18 protein-coding genes and 1 pseudogene are annotated in these 17528 nt (G+C 46.1%); 8 read left to right on the top strand and 11 right to left on the bottom strand.

All coding sequences use genetic code 11. From position 1 onward, the window contains the following. The first annotated feature begins 174 nt into the window (after nt 1–174). Complete coding sequence (locus NC994_RS06120) at nt 175–651, top strand: NINE protein (RefSeq protein WP_190438676.1); 477 nt, start codon at nt 175–177, stop codon at nt 649–651. A 55-nt stretch (nt 652–706) separates the two neighbouring features. Here NC994_RS06120 and NC994_RS06115 read toward each other — a convergent pair whose 3' ends face one another. From NC994_RS06115 to NC994_RS06095, 5 genes are all read right to left on the bottom strand, one after another. Continuing rightward, nucleotides 707–1462 (bottom strand): DUF2996 domain-containing protein, encoded by a 756-nt coding sequence (locus tag NC994_RS06115; protein ID WP_190427832.1) that lies wholly within the window; start codon nt 1460–1462, stop codon nt 707–709. A gap of 113 nt (nt 1463–1575) precedes the next feature. Beyond that, complete coding sequence (locus tag NC994_RS06110; RefSeq protein WP_190413133.1) at nt 1576–1851, bottom strand: MoaD/ThiS family protein; 276 nt, start codon at nt 1849–1851, stop codon at nt 1576–1578. Between the two features lie 103 nt (nt 1852–1954). Further along, nucleotides 1955–3247 (bottom strand): threonine synthase, encoded by a 1293-nt coding sequence (gene thrC / locus NC994_RS06105; RefSeq protein ID WP_190413131.1) that lies wholly within the window; start codon nt 3245–3247, stop codon nt 1955–1957. Between the two features lie 245 nt (nt 3248–3492). Then, the gene (locus NC994_RS06100; RefSeq protein WP_190438672.1) at nt 3493–3753 is read right to left on the bottom strand and encodes a MoaD/ThiS family protein; all 261 of its coding nucleotides are present in this window, start codon (nt 3751–3753) and stop codon (nt 3493–3495) included. A gap of 32 nt (nt 3754–3785) precedes the next feature. After that, nucleotides 3786–4226: a late competence development ComFB family protein gene (locus tag NC994_RS06095; protein ID WP_190438669.1), complete on the bottom strand. Its 441-nt coding sequence runs from the start codon at nt 4224–4226 to the stop codon at nt 3786–3788. Nucleotides 4227–4521: 295 nt separating this feature from the next. Here NC994_RS06095 and NC994_RS06090 point away from each other — a divergent pair, with 295 nt between their 5' ends. Further along, nucleotides 4522–5778: an ATP-binding protein gene (locus NC994_RS06090; RefSeq protein WP_242032574.1), complete on the top strand. Its 1257-nt coding sequence runs from the start codon at nt 4522–4524 to the stop codon at nt 5776–5778. 67 nt (nt 5779–5845) lie between these two features. After that, nucleotides 5846–8281, top strand: a complete 2436-nt coding sequence (locus NC994_RS06085) for a bifunctional serine/threonine-protein kinase/ABC transporter substrate-binding protein (RefSeq protein ID WP_190438665.1) — start codon at nt 5846–5848, stop codon at nt 8279–8281. Nucleotides 8282–8300: 19 nt separating this feature from the next. On the opposite strand, the pseudogene NC994_RS06080 reads toward NC994_RS06085, so the two are convergent. The 3 genes and pseudogenes from NC994_RS06080 to hemW all read right to left on the bottom strand — a co-directional run. Continuing rightward, nucleotides 8301–8448: pseudogene (locus tag NC994_RS06080) on the bottom strand (phosphate ABC transporter substrate-binding protein); the annotation flags it as partial. A gap of 165 nt (nt 8449–8613) precedes the next feature. Then, nucleotides 8614–9363, bottom strand: a complete 750-nt coding sequence (locus NC994_RS06075; RefSeq protein WP_190438663.1) for a rhomboid family intramembrane serine protease — start codon at nt 9361–9363, stop codon at nt 8614–8616. A 59-nt stretch (nt 9364–9422) separates the two neighbouring features. Then, complete coding sequence (hemW, locus tag NC994_RS06070; protein WP_190438661.1) at nt 9423–10685, bottom strand: radical SAM family heme chaperone HemW; 1263 nt, start codon at nt 10683–10685, stop codon at nt 9423–9425. Nucleotides 10686–11051: 366 nt separating this feature from the next. Here hemW and NC994_RS06065 point away from each other — a divergent pair, with 366 nt between their 5' ends. Then, nucleotides 11052–12131, top strand: a complete 1080-nt coding sequence (locus NC994_RS06065; protein WP_190413113.1) for a PIN/TRAM domain-containing protein — start codon at nt 11052–11054, stop codon at nt 12129–12131. A gap of 150 nt (nt 12132–12281) precedes the next feature. Here NC994_RS06065 and NC994_RS06060 read toward each other — a convergent pair whose 3' ends face one another. After that, nucleotides 12282–13523 (bottom strand): VWA domain-containing protein, encoded by a 1242-nt coding sequence (locus NC994_RS06060; RefSeq protein WP_190413111.1) that lies wholly within the window; start codon nt 13521–13523, stop codon nt 12282–12284. Further along, nucleotides 13520–13729, bottom strand: a complete 210-nt coding sequence (locus NC994_RS06055; RefSeq protein ID WP_190413110.1) for a hypothetical protein — start codon at nt 13727–13729, stop codon at nt 13520–13522. Before NC994_RS06055 ends, NC994_RS06060 begins: the two co-directional genes overlap by 4 nt. 262 nt (nt 13730–13991) lie before the next feature. Between NC994_RS06055 and NC994_RS06050 the strand changes: the two genes are divergently transcribed. From NC994_RS06050 to NC994_RS06040, 3 genes are all read left to right on the top strand, one after another. Further along, a complete protein-coding gene (locus NC994_RS06050) occupies nt 13992–14651 on the top strand; it encodes an ATP-dependent Clp protease proteolytic subunit (protein ID WP_190413108.1) in 660 nt (219 codons plus the stop codon). Between the two features lie 114 nt (nt 14652–14765). Continuing rightward, a complete protein-coding gene (locus NC994_RS06045) occupies nt 14766–15362 on the top strand; it encodes an ATP-dependent Clp protease proteolytic subunit (RefSeq protein WP_190413106.1) in 597 nt (198 codons plus the stop codon). 174 nt (nt 15363–15536) lie between these two features. Continuing rightward, on the top strand, nt 15537–16154 hold the full coding sequence (locus tag NC994_RS06040; protein ID WP_190413729.1) for a J domain-containing protein: 618 nt from the start codon (nt 15537–15539) through the stop codon (nt 16152–16154). Nucleotides 16155–16180: 26 nt separating this feature from the next. Here the strand turns inward: NC994_RS06040 and NC994_RS06035 are convergent, their stop codons facing one another. After that, nucleotides 16181–16318 carry a hypothetical protein gene (locus NC994_RS06035; protein ID WP_190413104.1) on the bottom strand — a complete coding sequence of 46 codons (138 nt, stop codon included), beginning with the start codon at nt 16316–16318 and terminating at the stop codon, nt 16181–16183. Nucleotides 16319–16992: 674 nt separating this feature from the next. On the opposite strand from NC994_RS06035, the gene NC994_RS06030 reads away from it, so the two are divergent. Further along, nucleotides 16993–17199, top strand: coding sequence for a hypothetical protein (locus NC994_RS06030; RefSeq protein WP_190413102.1), 207 nt, complete (start codon nt 16993–16995; stop codon nt 17197–17199). Nucleotides 17200–17528: the final 329 nt, after the last annotated feature.

Below are 17528 nucleotides of genomic sequence, written 5' to 3'. Positions count from 1 at the left end.
GCGTTCCAGTCTACCAATCTACACGAGAGCGATCGCACTTGTTACGTTAAGACTTACTACACGCTGTCAAGTTTTGTGACATCTTCAGAGTTCTTGCTGCTCAATTCCTAGGTGCAAGAGTGAAGAACAAAATCCTATGATTGAAGTTAGGACATCTGAAGCGCTAGGAATCTTATGAAGAACGTCTCGACTGCCTATGTTCTTTGGCTAGCCTGTTTTTTGTCCCCACCGATAGCGGGGATGCATCGCCTGTACAATGGCAAGATTGGCACGGGGCTGCTGTGGCTGTTTACGTGGGGTTTGTTTGGGGTCGGACAGTTCGTGGATTTATTTCTGATTCCCGGCATGGTGGAAGAACATAACGCCAAGCTGCAAGACCGCTTGGGAGTATCATCCACGGGCGTACCTCTATCGCCACCTGCGATCGCACTTACCAAGCAGGAGCTTACCCGCGATCAACTAATGGTTAAACTTGTAAAAGCCGCTGCTGCTAGAGGTGGCAAACTTTCCGTTACCCAAGCGGTGATGGATACAGGTGTAAGCTTTGCCAAGGCAGAAGCCACTTTGAAAGAAATGCTCAAAAGTGGCTACGTCATGGTTGACAATCACCCAGAAACTGGCATTGTCATTTATGAATTTATCGAGTTGTAATGGCTCATTAGTCATTAGTAATTATCTAATGACTAATGAAATTCACCTTTCCCGACTAATTTCTTTCCAGCCACTTTTGAGCATTCAACCGCTGCGTCACGCCAAACACCATTAAATCCAGCGTGATCTTGCGCTCATCGCACAAAAAAGGCTCAATGATACTAGGTTTAGAGCCTTCAAAACAGGAAAAAGCTCTTTGTTTTTGGATGTCTTCTTCGGGAAAATAAAGGTTAAAGTTCCGCTTTCCCCCTTGCCAGCTCCCGTTGACTTGCCAGCATTCTGAGATTTCTTGAAGCGGTTTCTTGTCAAATTTCAGCTCTAAATTTTGGACGCCCTTTTTTTCAAGTGCTGTTTTCAAAGCTGGTAAATAGTCTTGTTGAATAAACTCAACAAAAGGCTTGTCTTCTACCGCAGGTGCCTTCTCTTTTTTAGCCGCTTTAGCAGCTGGCTTATCCCCTTCTGGCGACTCGTCCTTTTTAGCAGCTTTGGCAGCTTCTGGCTTATCTGCTTTAGCAGCTTTGGCACCCGTTGGCTTATCCTCTTTAGATGCTTGAGCTGTTTTTTTAACATCTGTTTGAACCTGAGCCGAGTCATCTGGGGTTGATGCCTCTGTCGAAGATTTTTCTCCAGTCGCATTCGGATTCACCTCCGGATTCACAGCTTCTGGAGCGGGTGCGTTTGCTGTAGGAATGTCGGTTGCTACGTCAGAATCCGTACTGGGAGCATTTTCTTCAGAAACACTAGGAGCCTGCTTGTCAACAGTGCTAGGAGCCACCTCTCCGGCGTCATTGTGATTCGTTTCTTCTGCCATTGGACTTATCCGCAAGTTGGTGATTTTTTTTGAATGTATGCAGCATGGATGAAGGTAGGATTAACAATCTCGATTCGAGATTGAAATCCTTTACTGCTCATCCTAACTTGGAATCAGCCTCCCGCCTGCGCTGCCACAATGCTCACCTCATCACCTTCGCTCAGCGGTGTCTGAGTTCCATCCAAAAAGCGGATGTCTTCGCTGTTGACGTAGAAATTCACAAATCTGCGGGGTTCGCCCTTTTCATCGCACAAACGCACTTTGATGCCAGGATAGCTTTGCTCCAAGGATTCGAGCAGTTCACCAATCGTACTGCCGCTGCCTTCAATGGTGGCTTGATTGTTTGTAAGCTTCTGGAGAGGAGTCGGAACGAGAACTTTGACTGTCATAGTTAAAGATTATTCAGTAGTCATTCATGCGTAGTCACGAGCGATGAGTCATTAGCAACCCCGGAGGGACTAATGACTCATCACAAAAAGCTGGTAGCGGTTATTAAACCAGAACTTGCTGCCAGTCGAGGCGTTCGAGTGTCCGAGAGCGCTCTAATGCCCGCTCGAAACTGTCCAACTTCGCCTCAATTGTCAGGGGTTCCCCGATGTATCCTTGCACCGCTTCTTGGGTTTTTAGTCCGTTGCCGGTAATGTAAACAACGGTCGTTTCTTCGGGATCAATTTTACCCGCTTCTACCAATTTTTTCAGCACGGCGATGGTGGTGCCACCAGCGGTTTCGGTAAAGATGCCTTCGGTTTCAGCTAATAGCTTGATGCCTTCAACAATTTCAGTATCGTTGACTGATTCAATGTTACCGCCGGTTTTCTTGGCGACTTCCAGCGCATAAACTCCGTCTGCTGGGTTGCCAATCGCGATTGATTTGGCAATGGTGTTCGGCTTCACGGGGGTTACGAAGTCGCGCCCTTCCCGATGAGCTTGGGCAATGGGGGAACAACCTTCAGCTTGGGCACCGCTGAAACGGACGCTCTTATCAGCTACTAGTCCAACGTTGATAAATTCTTGGAATCCTTTGTAGATTTTGGTGAACAGAGAGCCAGATGCCAGAGGAGCGACGATATGATCCGGCAGTTTCCAGCCTAGCTGTTCTGCTACTTCGTAGCCGAGGGTTTTTGAACCTTCCGAGTAGTAGGGACGGAGGTTAATATTGACAAATCCCCAACCTTGTGTATTAGCGACTTCGCAGCAGAGACGGTTCACTTGGTCGTAGTTGCCCTGAACTGCCATGACGGTGGGACCGTAGATGAGTGTACCTAGAACTTTACCGGCTTCCAGGTCGGCGGGGATGAAGACGCAGCAGTCTAAACCGGCGTAGGCCGCGATCGCTGCTGTAGAATTCGCTAAATTACCCGTACTGGCGCAGGATACTGTCGTAAATCCTAATTCCTGCGCTCTTGTTAAGGCTACCGATACCACCCGATCTTTAAAGCTCAGGGTGGGCATATTGACGGCATCGTTTTTAATATAAAGATTTTTAATACCCAGACGGCGAGCTAAGCGATTGGCTTTTACCAGTGGTGTCATGCCAGTTCCCACGTCAATCGGCTTTTCTGTGGCGACGGGCAAGAAGGAACGATAGCGCCAAATTGAGTTAGGCCCTGCCTGAATGCTTTCACGAGTGACGGTGCGGCGCAAAACATCGTAATCGTAGGTTACTTCCAGAGGGCCAAAACAAAACTCACAGACATGAGTTGCCTTGAGTTCGTATTCGGTGCCGCATTCTTTACACTTCAGTGCCGTAAAGGTTGCCGTTGTTGACTGGGTTGCCTGGGTCATGGGTATTTACACTCTAATCGTCCGTCATCGCTCGGTTGATACTAACACAGGCAAAAATACCCGTCAAATATATCCGACTCTTTTAGTCGGGATTAAATGTTGTATATGATACAAAATTTAGCCCTCAGTCTGAAGACTGGGGCGATTACATTCCAAGCTTGCGGTCGCGAATTTGGGGAAAAGAGGGAATTGAAGCGGATTTGGGATGAAAAAACCGGATTTCTAGCGTTTAACTTTTGTCTTTCCTAGCCACCGCTAACGGGGGGAATCAGCACCACTTCATCCCCATCATGCAGAATCGTGTCTGGGTCGGCAAATTGAAAATTAACGCCAAAGCGAGTAACTTGACGCCATTTGTCAAGTTCCGGATGTTCGGAAGCAAATTTATCTAATATCGCTGAAACGGCTGTATTTGGAGGGATTTTCAGCACCAGTTCCGAAACGCCATAAGCTTCTTGATAGGCGGCGAATAATTTGACGGTAATCGCGATCGCTTCAGTGGACATAGGAACTGATGCTAGAGGTGGCTGGCATTAGATTAGCGCGATCGCCGACCATCTGCTTTATGAATGCCCCCTAATCCAAAAAGCGATCGCACCCAAGAAAGGGAGAAATCGGAGCTTTTGGCTTGTTCAACATCTACATCAGATGCACTCTCTTCGAGGTTTTCGGCGTTTTCTGCGGAAGGGAGAGAATTTACCATGTTCAAGGAATCTTGTTGCACCGCCGCCAATGCTTGACCCACCGCCACGATAATCTGAGGTGCTAACTTAGCTTTAGCCCGTTGCTGCTGTAGATACCATCCTCTGGGACTGGTCGCATACAGGGCTGGCAGACGATTCAGGGCGTAAGCGATCGCATGGGCTGGATTGATATAGTTGACCAACTTTGGCGGTAACTGCTGGAGTTGTCGGTGTACTTCCTGAGCAACTAACAGTTCCATGACATTGCAGTAGGTTAGAACTTGATTCGGTTGCATAATCTTCTTAAAGACTGAGCTGGCGATCTCTGGAAAGAAGGACAGACGTTGAAGAAGGCGATCTCGCGCGTTATCCTCTTAGATTGCCAAAGACGCTTTAGCTTGACGGCTCACTTTTTTGCTGACTCTTTGGCTCAGTTTTCAGGGTACGGCTGCGATCGCTACACCGAAAGGTGAGCCAGAATAAGCGAGAATTGTGGTAAAGAGCTTAACTATGGCGGGGTCTCTCAGAGCATCTGCACGGGGACTAGAAAGCGTTGATAAAGCCCGAAAAAGGAAAGGTTGGACAAAAACAATGACCGTTTCTTGGTGGCAGGCTGCCCTAACGACCCAGGCAACCTTGAAACGGTTTTGGCAGAAAAAACCCATTCACCAAGAAACCTTTATTAATATTTGCCAAGCTGTCGGGATTGGCAACTGGAAGGAAATCGTTGATTCAGGTGCAGTTGAAGAAGCAGAAGCGCCTGAAATGCCCATACTTGATTGGGGTGAAGCGCCTGATGTCTCTGGGTTCTATGGGCGCACAGAAGAACTCGCTGTGCTTGAGAAATGGATTGTTGCTGATAGTTGCCACCTAGTAACGTTGTTCGGCATGGGAGGAATTGGTAAAACAGCGCTATCCGTGATGCTAGCCGAGCAAATTCAGAATGAGTTTGATTATTTCATCTGGCGATCGCTCCGTTCTGCCCCATTAGTCGAAGACCTGATCCCAGACTTGCTCCGATGCCTCTCCAACGAGCAATCAACTGATTTACCAACCGATTTACCAAAAGATATTGGTCGCCGAATTTCCCAGTTAATCTCCCAGCTAATTGAGTCTCTGCGATTTCCCAAAGGAACAAACCCTTCCACAGGTTCCCATCGATGTCTGTTGATTTTGGATGAAGTCGAAACGATTCTAGGTGCTGGTCAAGCAACTGGGTATTATCGAGAAGGGTATGAAGGCTATGGCGAACTATTCAGACGAGTGGGAAGAGAGCGCCACAACAGCTGCTTAATGCTAATCGGTCGAGAGCAACCGAATGAAATTGCATTAATGCAGGGAGAAACTCCAAGCGTTCGTTCATTACTGCTGTCCGATCTCAATGATACAGACGCTTGGCAAATATTTAGAGCCAAAGGTTTGTCAGACGAGAACCACTGGAAAAGCCTTTTTCAAATCTATCGAGGGAATCCCTTAATCTTAAATATTATTGCCAGTTATATAAAAGACTCATTTGCTGGTAAAATTTCTGATTTCTTAAAGCTAGAAACAATATTTTTAGGCGATATTCATCTAATTTTAGATACTTCCTGGCAACGGCTATCAAATTTTCAAAAAGAAATTATGTTTAAGTTAGCGGCTAATCTCAACCCCAGCTCTATCTTTAAATTAAAAGAAGAAATCAATCTAACGGTTTCAACTTCTGAAATTATGGAAGCGATTCAAGCATTAGAACGTCGTTCGCTGATAGAAAAGCAAATCGAAGGGAATGAAGTTATTTATACGCTTCAGCCAGTTGTGAGAAGGTATGTTAAAAGAAAAATTGCTAAGCGAACGGTTGAACAATAAAGTTATTTTCCGAGAGGAAGTTATAATTCTATAACATTCCCACTCAAATCGGGATAGTGTGTTTGCCGTGAGTTATTGCATCAATCCTAACTGCCGCAATTTCAACGAACCTGGTAATCAAAGCACTTGTCCTGACTGTGGCTCTGAAAGTTTAGTAGAAGGGCGCTATCGGGTCATCCAACGTTTGGGCAAAGGAGGCTTTGGTCAAACCTTTGAGGTGGAGGACGTGCGTCGGGAAGGTATAAAAAAAGTCCTAAAAATTTTGCTCACTGATTATGAGAAGGCAATCTGCCTATTCCAGCGGGAAGCCGAAGTTCTAAAGAAGTTGAATCATCAAGGGATTCCCAAAGTGGAGGCAGATGGATACTTCCAGTTATGTCATCTAAAGAGCGAAAAGCCCTTGCACTGCTTGGTGATGGAGAAAATTGAGGGGATCAACTTAAAAGAATGGTTGAGCAGCCGGAACCATCAACCCATCAGCCAAAAGCAAGCGATCGCTTGGTTGAAACAACTGGCAGAAATCTTACAGCAAGTGCATCAAAGCAACTATTTTCACCGGGATATTAAGCCGTCTAACATTATGCTGCGACCTGATAATCAACTGGTGTTGATTGATTTTGGCGCAGTCCGCGAAGCCACGGAAACCTACTTACACAAGTTAGCCGGAAGAGATGGCACAGCAATAATTTCCCACGGCTATACACCCCCAGAACAAGCCGATGGTAGAGCTGTTTCCAAATCTGATTTCTATGCTTTGGGACGCACCTTCGTTCATTTGCTGACAGGCATACATCCCCATGACCTTCCTGAAAACCCCCAAACAGGTCAGTTGAATTGGCGAAACAGTGCCCCACAGATTTCACTAGAGTTGGCAACTTTAATTAATGACCTGATGGCTCCTTTCGCAGGGAATCGACCTGAAAATGCCCAAGAAATTGTGCAACGTTTAGAAGAAATTGAGACGCAAATCAACAATCATCGGCGGACACGATCTCCCGACGACACGCTTACTTTGCTTCCTGAAGGCAATTGTTCAGACGAAGAAGTTACCAGGAGTATCAACTCAGGCAATTTAAGGCTTGTACTCATTTGGGTCGTGAGTGCAATTCTCTTGACAGGACTCGGAATAATTATTTATGCGCTCGTGAAACCGCCGAAGGCTTGTGATTCCAATCTTGCAGACAATGTCAGTTGTGGAGAAGAAGTTTTAGTTCCCAGTTTGAAAGGCGCTCTCAAGCAAAAAGGCGTGCAAAAATTTGCCAGCGGTCAATATGCTGAGGCTGTTGGTTTATTAGAGAAGGCACGGAGCGAACAGCCAAGCGACCCGGAAATTTTGATTTACCTGAATAATGCTCGATTGATGGATAAAAAGGAAAAGGCATACACGATTGCTGTTGCCGCTCCGATAACCAACAATCCAAACAGAGCGTTGGAAATTCTGCGAGGAGCTGCCCAAGTCCAAAATGAAATCAATCAGGGTCAAAGGATTAGTGGTAAAGGGCTGAAAGTAGTCATCGCAGATGATGCCAATAATCCTGTCAAAGCTAAACAAATTGCCGAGTCATTCGTGTTGAAAAAGGACATTTTAGCGGTCATTGGTCACTATGCCAGCGAAGTGACACTGGGAGCGATCGCAATTTATCAACAGCACGGGTTGGTATTAATTTCTCCGGGTAGCACCTCGGAAGACCTCTCAGAGTGGAGCCGGAAGAGCGACCACGTTTTCTTTCGCACTGTACCTAGTAATCGAGTAAATGCCCAGGCTTTGGCTAGCTACATGATCCAAGCCAATCAGCGTACAGCCGCAGTCTTTTACTCTGGCACAAGTAATTACAGTAAATCTATCCGAGATCAATTTCATATTAGTTTCTCGGCAAGTAGAGGACGGGTAAGAGCAGATTTTGAACTGTGCAAAAAGGACTTCAATGCTTTTGAGGCGATTAACCAAGCACAAGCAAAAGGAGCGACTACGTTGGTCTTCCTTCCGGATGGTCAGACCTGTCCTTTTTCCTTTCAGAATGTCTTAGCGGTGATTAAGGCAAATCAGGGTCGTTATCCGATGGTCGGAGCATGGGCTGTTTACAGTTCTGAGATTCTACAAATCGACCCTAAATATGTAGTCGATCGCCTAGTGGTAACGGTCCCTTGGCATTCCTTGAGCAGCCCCAATCTAACGTTTCCCAAAGAATCTCAGCAGTTATGGAAAGCGGAAGTGAGTGGGCTGACCGCTACGACTTATGATGCAGCTCGTGCGTTAATAACGGCTTTAGCAAAAAAACCTCAACCGAATCGTTCTGACGTGCGGCAGGCTTTATCGGCTCCCGACTTTCGAGCCAATGGTGCAATGGGGATAATTAGTTTTCGCGGTGGAGATCCCAATGAGCCGATTTTTACATTGGTCAAAGTCGTGCCGTCTAAGTGCTCGCTTTATGGTTTTAAGTTTGTACCTGTAGACTATCCCCCAGATAAACTTAAGGAAATAGAGCGCGGTTGCAAAAACTAAACGTACTTATCCGAATGCTCTAGCGGATTCTGACAAATCCAGCCTTTTCAACCAGTTTTTGACCCCGATCTGTTAGCAGTAACTTGGCGTAAGCTTCCCCTGAGTTATTCAATTTGTTCGTTTTGTTTAACAATTACTGATAATCGGCGAGTTAGAGGATATCGACCATTCGAGAGTATTACCACTTGTGTATATCGTTGAATGTCATTAAGTCTCTATTTGAGTTCGTCATTCATCGTCAAACCTTTAACTTTCCAAACTTTTTACCTATGGTTGTTTCTCTCAACTGAATTAGGTTCGCTATATAAATCAGCTCTAACAGCTTCTGTCCTCTAATTCTTATGAGTTCTCTGCGCCTCAGGGGTTCGTTTTTTATCGATACTTCTTTTTAACAGCAACACGAGAATGGCACCAATTGCTAACCCTACACCATGTGCCCAATACCCAATGCCCACGGGATTGACGCCACCGGAAATATTTAAGCTACCGATTCCATAAAACATCTGCTGAATAAACCACCAGAATAGATAAAACAAAGCTGGCAATTCAATAGGGATAAACACAATTACTAGGGGCAAAATGGTATCAATTTTTGCCTGGGGAAAACTCAGAAAATAGGCTCCGAGGACAGATGCGATCGCGCCATTTGCTCCAATTAAGGGCATCGTCAAAGTAGAGTCCAACCAAACTTGTACGATGCCCGTCAAAATGCCGCCCAGCAAGTAAAGTAGCAGAAACCACCGATGTCCGAGAAGATTCTCCACACTCTTGCCAAAAACAAATAAGAATAGGAGATTCCCTAAAATTTGACCAAAGCTGCTGTGAAGAAACATCGCCCAAAACAGGGAAGCAGAAAACATCAGCAAGGCAACCCACGCGGCTGGATTTTCTCCACTGAGAGCATCTGAAATCACCGCACTAATTCGGGCCGGAACGATCCCCCAGTGTTGGATAAAGGCGCTCAGCTTACCTGCAAGCTCTAGTTTTAGCTCCCACAGAAACAAAGCAACATTGATTCCGATCAGGGCGTAATTAACAATCGGTTTGCTGCGACTGGGGATGTTATCAGCAATAGGAATCATGAAGGTTTTAGATTTTAGATTTTGGACGAATCATCAATCCACACGCTATGCCCTCAAACTTATCCTAGTTCGCTAAACAAATCCGCCAAAATTACATTAGAAAATAAAAAACCTTCCGGATCGGTTAATCTCAATCGTCCCTTTGGTGGGAGTTTCTGGGCGTCAAGTGCGATCGCTTTCCCGCTTTCGCCGACAATTTCTACCCAACCTTGCTGGTAGTAGGGTTGCAAACACGTCCAAATTTGTTGCAGCGTCTGTTTGCCAAACTGTTCAGCTAAGGTTGATAAACTGAGACCCTCTGCTAGACGCAGCCCCAGCATCAAGGTTTCCAACAATACTTCAGATGTCAATGTTTGAGGACAATCCCACACGCCACCTGCTGTGACTATCTGTTGTACCCATTCGTAATATTCCCGTGTTTTGCGGGGACGGGTGAACCGGCACCCTTGCAAATGACTGGCGGCACCCATGCCAAAGGCATAGTAGGGGCGATTTTCCCAGTAAACTCGATTGTGGCGGCATTGATGACCGGGTTTGGCATAATTAGAAATCTCATAATGCTCATAACCGGCACTGGTGAGAACTTGCTGCGCTAGTCGGTACATCTCGGCAGCCATTTCATCGGTGGGAAGCGGTTTGGCACCGGGTTGATATTGACGCCCAAAGGCAGTAACGGGTTCGACTTGGAGATCGTAGATTGAAATATGAGTGGGCGCGATCGCTACTGCGGTTTCTAGAGATTCCTGCCACTGTTCCAACGTCTGATGGGGCAAACCAGAAATCAAATCTAAGCTAAATTCGGGAACCCCCACTTTGCGGACTAGCTCCACAGCTGCAAAAATATCAGAGACAGAGTGCGATCGCCCGCATACTTCCAATAGTTCTGGCTGAAACGCCTGTACCCCCAGACTGATTCGATTCACTCCAACTGAGCGGTAGCCTTGAAGTTGTTGCGAGTCAAAGGTGCCAGGGTCCATCTCCATCGAAATTTCAGCATCGGTGGCAATACCAAAACCAGCATCAAGTTGAGTCAAAATTTGCTTGAGTTGTTGCACCGATAACAACGAAGGAGTACCACCTCCAAAAAAAACTGTTTTTAGGGAATTTCCTTGTACTGGTGTAACTTCAATTTCTTGGCACAATACCTCAACATACTGCTCAATTGTGCCAGAGTTCTTACCAGTCTTGCGATCCCCTACCACAGACACTGGAAAATCACAGTAAAAGCACCGGCGTCTACAAAATGGAATGTGGAGATAAGCAGAGCTGGGGATACCCAAATTAATATTTTTTGCGTCCGGGATTAAATAATTTAAGACCATATTTGTATCAATACTCAATATAGCGATGAAATCTTTAAATGTTTGATTAACAGTTGTTACTTTACTGAATTGTTGTCAGGTCTTTTCCTATCTTAGCAAGAATACGCCAAGGTTATACCCCGTCTTGTTTCCTGCCTTTTAGAAGCGACATAATTGGCTAATTTTTCAAAATTGTTCTTTTAATAAATAAAGAGGTGACTTCATCAAAATAGCTCAAATTGGATTAAATGCTGGTGCTAAATCAATGGTCATACGCAAGAGTGAAGTCAATAACACAAAAGATATAATAAAACAAATGTAAATTTGTATCAGTTCTTGAGAGCCGCTTTCAGGAATTGAAGCAATCATCCCAAATAACTGGAAACCATGCTTGACGCAATCATTATTATTTTATTCATCCTAGCAGCGGCGGGAATCGGGTTCGACGCGATTGAATTACTGCCTAGCGGTGCCCTACATCAAGTCAGCAATCAGGACGCTTTACGCTGGGTCTTCGCCGGGTTTGCCGCCCTGGTTGGGGGCGCTGCCGGTTTGCTCGTGCAGACGACCTATCGACGCTTGGAAAAGAGAGTCCGGGAAATGCCGATCGAGGTCATTTTGACCAGAGCTGTCGGTTTGGTGATTGGCTTATTAGTTGCCAACTTGATGCTGGCACCCGTTTTCTTACTACCAATGCCCTTCGATTTTGCTTTTATTAAGCCTCTTGTTGCCATTTTAGGCAGTGTCATGTTTTCCTATTTGGGGGTCACTTTAGCGGATACCCACGGTCGTTCCTTCTTGAGGCTGATTAGTCCCCACAGCGTGGAAACGATGTTGGTGGCAGAAGGAACCCTCAAACCTGCCTCGACCAAGGTTTTAGACACCAGCTGCATCATCGATGGTCGCATTGAAGAACTGCTGAACACTGGCTTTATCGAAGGTCAAATCCTCGTACCCCAGTTTGTCTTGCAGGAACTGCAACAACTGGCAGATGGTTCCAACGATCTGAAGCGAGTTCGGGGACGGCGAGGGCTAGATATCCTGAACCAGATGAAGGATGCTTACTCAGAACGGATTGTAATCCACTCCGCCGATTACGATGAAATTCCCAAGGTGGATGCGAAGTTAGTCCGGTTGACGCAAGAAATCAACGGCACTTTGCTCACCAACGACTACAACTTGAGTAAGGTTGCTACTTTGCAGAAAGTGCCGGTGCTGAATATTAACGATTTGGCTCAGGCAATTCGGGCAATTTATCTGCCTGGTGATAGCTTGGATATCAAAATTATCAAGGGTGGCAAGGAACCAGCTCAGGGCGTCGGCTACCTGGATGATGGAACAATGGTGGTTGTGGAAGACGGGCGCGACTACATGGGTGGTGAAATCCGAGTGGTTGTAACCAGTGCCTTGCAGACTTCGGCGGGGCGAATGATTTTTGCTCGCCCTCAAGCGTCTGTTGTGGCTTGAGTAGCTTGAAGTGGCGATCGCCACTGGTGGCACCTAGAAAGCCCACAAGCACCACTCTTAAAATCTCACCGCCAAGAAAGTACGCAGAGGTAAATTGCTTCCTCTGCTTACCTTTGCGTTAACCTTGGCGTACCTTTGCGTTAAAAAAACCTACTCCTGCAAAATAGTTTTAGAGACGATCCGTGTCTTCTTCCTATCTGCTTCCGAAAGTTCTTCACCTGATTGCAAGCGAGTAGCACTGGTTTGGAGAACCGTCGCGCCTCCCTTGTCTCCCATTTGCAGGGCGGTTTTGGCGGCAGTTTGTAACATCGTCGCTGCACCCACGCGATCGCCTTGCTGCAATTTCGCCTCTGCTAACTGAGTTTGTCGGTATTTCGCTAACGCCAAAATAGACTGTTGCACCTGAGGATTGGGTGCGGGTTGGTAACTCCGGACAACATTCGCCTCAACTAAGACTTGTTGAGAAATTAGCCCCATTTTATCCTGGGCGGGATCGTCGTAACGGACTTGCACCTGGGCGATCGCTTGACGCCCTTCCGCTAGCTGGCTGACGTAAAGATTCGCCAAAATGATTCGCGGCACATCTTTCATCAAGTCTCCCAGACGTACCGTATAGCGATCGCCTTCTTGTTGCACCGGCAGTTCAATGGTATCTGGAGCAACTTGGGCGATGGGTTTGAGTTCCGCTAACCGTACCTTCGGCATTAACGAAATTGATAAGTAGGCATTTGTCAACCCCACCGCAGAGATTCGATTAAACAAGCGTCCAAACTCATTGACTGCCTGTTCGGGACGCTCAATATAGGACAGCGTACCGCCACCCGCATCAGCAATTTTTTCCAAAACATCCTGGTTCCAATGAGCGCCAAATCCCAATGTATTCAACGTCAGGTTGTAGCCAGTCGCCACTTGGGCAAATTTCAGACAGCGGTTGTTGTCGCCATGCTCATTTTCGCCATCTGTTAACAGAAAAGCTTGAGAAACCGTTTCCTTTTTGCCCTTCGCCAGTTCTTCAATTCCCAGTTTTAAACCCTCATCAATCGCCGTACCCCCATCTGCACTGAGCCGATTAATCTGTTTCTTAATATTTTCTGGGTTGTCAATGACTTGGTTGGGGACAAGCACTTTGGCTTTGTGATCGAAGGCGACAACCGAGATGCGATCGCCCGGTGTAAGACGATCCACCAGACCGATCGCTGCCTGTTTCACCGTTTCTAGGGGGCGTCCATTCATCGAGCCACTGTGGTCGAGAATTATGCATAAATTGAGCGGGGCACGATCTTCAAGATCCCCAGCGATCGCAGAAATAGAAATTTCTAGTTGACGCTGGCTACTCGTTTGAGTCGCGTCAATATTCATATCATTCAAAGCAGGCTGTAAACCAACTCTCATAGCACGCTCATTCCTGGCAGAACAAGAAGGGATCGGAGTAACCACAAGACTAAACGCTGACGCTCCGGAAAGGGAACCATAAAATTACCCCAACCGCGACCGGGCTTATTTTCTACAATAGCTTGCAGCCCAACACGGCGGAAGCAGCCAGCCAAAAGATCGCAATTCTTTGCAGAGGAAAACGCGATCGCTGGGGTGGATTTCACCCATCACCTTTCGCAAAAACCGATACTTAAACTCAGGTTTCTCTGTTTAAAAACCCAAAAATTAGAAGCGTTTAAGACCCATTTTCCGGCGTCCCCTCCCAAAAAGCCCGCTGACAGGCGCTAAAGCGACATCAAGCCACCCTCAACCTGACTAAAAGCGGTAAGGGGAGTAAAACTGCTAGAATCCAGTCAGTACGGTGGGGCACACCGGAATTAATGTCAAATTAAAGATAGCACCACTATTGCAGCTTTCCGATACGCCATGAACTCACCCATCCAGGCTGTTCAAGCTCCCTACGGCGGCGATAGCTTCTACCGAACACCGCCACCAGACTTACCGTCCCTGATCTTAAAGGAGCGGATTGTCTATCTGGGAACGCCCTTGGTGCCAGAGGTAACGAAACTAATCATCGCCCAACTGCTGTTTTTGCAGTACGAAGATCCAGAAAAACCGATCAAAATCTACATCAATTCCACCGGCACCTCGCGTTACGACGGCGAACCTGTTGGCTTTGAAACCGAAGCCTTCGCCATCTGCGACACGATGAACTACATCAAGCCGCCCATTCATACCATCTGTATCGGTTCGGCAATGGGAATGGCGGCAATGCTACTCTCTGCTGGGACTAAAGGCTATCGTGCTAGTCTGCGCCATGCCACGATTATCTTGAACCAGACTAAGAGCTATGCTCGCGGTCAGGCGACGGATATCCAAATCCGAGCTAAAGAAGTGCTGGCTAATAAGACAACGATGCTGGATATCCTATCGCGCAATACAGGTCAGACCCCTGAAAAAATTGCCAAGGATATGGATCGACTCTTCTATATGACACCGGAGCAAGCTGTGGAATATGGCTTGATCGATCGGGTTCTAGAGTCCAAATCAGATTTACCAACACCACTTCCCGCTGGTGTCATCTGAAGAATTAAAAATTAAAAATTAAAAATGAAGACTATTCAAATTTTTAATTTTTAATTTTGCATTTTTAATTCTTTGGATACGAATTTTCACTTTTTACGAACGGAGTTCTACATTATGCCTATTGGCTACCCTAGAGTTCCCTACCGGATGCCAGGGGGACAATATACCGAGTGGATTAACATCTACGATCGCCTTTACCGGGAACGGATTATTTTCATGGGCGAAGATGTTGATGATGAAATGGCTAACCAGATAATTGCCGTGATGCTTTATCTGGATTCGGAAGATCCGGGCAAGGACATCTATCTCTATATCAACTCTCCGGGTGGCGTAGTCACTTCTGGCATGGCGATTTATGACACCATGCAGCACATCAAATCAGATGTGGTGACAATTTGTGTAGGCTTAGCGGCATCAATGGGTTCGTTCCTGCTGACCGCTGGGACAAAAGGTAAGCGTCTCGCTTTGCCTCACTCGCGGATTATGATTCACCAACCTTCTGGTGGTACGCGGGGACAAGCCACAGACATTGAGATTGAAGCGAGAGAGATTCTACGGATTCGTCGCCAGCTGAATGAGATTTATTCTCACCGGACGGGTCAGCCTATTGAGAAAATTGAGAAGGACATGGATCGTGACTTTTTCATGTCTGCTCAAGAAGCGAAGGAATACGGTCTAATTGACCGCGTTATCGAAGAACGTCCGAAGTAATGAGTGATTAGCTGTTAGCTGTTAGCTGCTTGACGGGTGGGTAGTCGCAATTGTAAACTTGGGCTTCCAACAAGATTCTCAGAAGCTAATAGCTAACCGCTAAAAGCGAAGGGCTAGAAATAAACTCCCGACTATCAACAAAGATTAAAGCCTAATCGATAGATGATTCCTCTGATGAACCTCGCAGATTGTTACCGGGTGTTGGGGTTAAGATCAGGGGCATCTTTTGCAGAAATTAAAGCGTCTTACCGACGTTTGGCACGGCAGTATCATCCCGACGCAAATCCTGGCGATCGCCAAACGCAAGATAAATTTATAGAGTTGACGGAGGCTTACAAGTTCCTCCTCAGTGTAGTAGATAAGTCTGAGACGGTTGAGAAAGTATCCAATCCAGAACAGACTGCTGCACCGCCTCCTCAACCTTCCGTCACGAAGGTGACTCGCAAAGAGACGCCCAAAGAAACGCCCGTTCAAAAACTCCCAGACTTGTCGATAACTGAGCAACAGCTGAAGTGGAGTTCTTATCAGCAGTTGCAGCAGTTGCTGAAAAATCGCCGATTTCCCCGCGCGATCGCCCTCATCGAAGGACTCGCCCAACGTCTGCCAGAAGATCCAGAAGTGCGTCAGTGGCAAGCGATCGCTTATCAACGTTGGGGGCGTCAGCTGATCGCTGAAAAGCAACTCGAAAAGGCAAGAATTTATCTAAAAAAAGCCCTGAAAACCGACCCCCACAATCGCTCTCTCTGGGCAGAAGTGGAACGAGATTTTCGCCGTTTAGAGCAGATTTTTTAGCTTTACTTCGCTGCAACCAAATATCTTCAATTGGGTTCTGCTTGGGATTCTTTGGGAGCAAAGCGAATGCAAGTGATTTTCCAGTTGGACTCCTCGAAGCCTTGATTAACCGACTCTAAGGACTCTCTCACCGCTTGTGAGCCATGATAGATAGGTGGCTCCATCTCAAATCAGGGCAATGGGACTGTTGGGACATTTGTCTAGGAGATACTTGAGAAAAGCAATCATGCCCTCAGAATTGCCTGCCTCAGCTGCTTGAATCAGTTACAAGGATATTGCACGCGAGAGTAAGCACCGCTATATAAAGCGACTCCTATAGCAGTCGTATTTGAGTTGTGATGATGCTAACGGTTCAGATCGCCGACTTCTTAGCGGGGATCTCGCCTTTAGGAACAATTTAGGATTGCTATAACAGATAATTTATTAAATAAATATTAATTGTGAAAATCGTTACTCTAGACGCATTTTCGCCCTAGCCTCTCTTAAAAACGGAACCTGAAATCTGGCCGTCTCTACCAAAAATGTAGGTTAACGAGATTCAGATTTTCTTTATAAATGTCCTCTCACCCATCAATAACCGTTTGTTTGGGAAGGGAAGGATTTTATCCAGTGCCTATAACGCTTGACAGCAGATTGTTTTGAGCAATGTTGCAATTGCTTAATCTATGGATAGTTGACGCTCGTATTTATGTTAAGCAGCTTCATAACTTTTTATGATGAAATGCAATGTTTTAAGTGGATATCGTACAAGTTATAGCTCATTGTAAAAATCAGATCGCATACTTTATAAAGACAGAGAAATTTTGCTTTTGAAATGGTTCCTCAAAGGAAATACTTTATGCAACCCTTAAATTCACCAGTTTCAGCCTGTCGCTATTGTCAATTTTATAATCCGATGGGACGACGTGGCGGCTGTTGTCAAACTCTTGGCGTAACCGTTCAAAGTGGATGGCAAGGTTGTCAACTGGGAATTCCTCGGTTTAAAATTCCCTACGAATGTTCCCAAGAAGATTCGCAGAAACGAGTTGAAGCAATTGTAATTTAAAATACAACAGAAAAGAGGAATCTGAAACAGTCTGAAAGTTAGAAAGCCAATTTTTTTTATTTCTCCTTTAATAGCACGCTTCTGTTTGACGGGTTGCCGGAAACTGAAAAAGCAATTTTCTCAATAAGAATCTATGCATTGCAACCCGTCTATAATAGCAAGCCCATGAAAGGAGTTCTTCAATCGTTTAGTTTTTCCCTTTTAAATAGTGCGATCGCTGATTAACCCGTTAATACGGGTTTTTTTGGGTATTATTCCATACGTCGGATAAATGAGCGATCGCTTTCCGATACAAGTCCAAAACCCGCCTGGCCTCTTTGTCTGAAAAT

The organism is Trichocoleus sp. AS-A1, from assembly GCF_039962015.1.
Classification (GTDB): domain Bacteria; phylum Cyanobacteriota; class Cyanobacteriia; order Cyanobacteriales; family FACHB-T130; genus FACHB-T130.
Note: the sequence above shows the minus strand (reverse complement) of the source record. Positions and strands in the feature narration are given on the sequence as shown.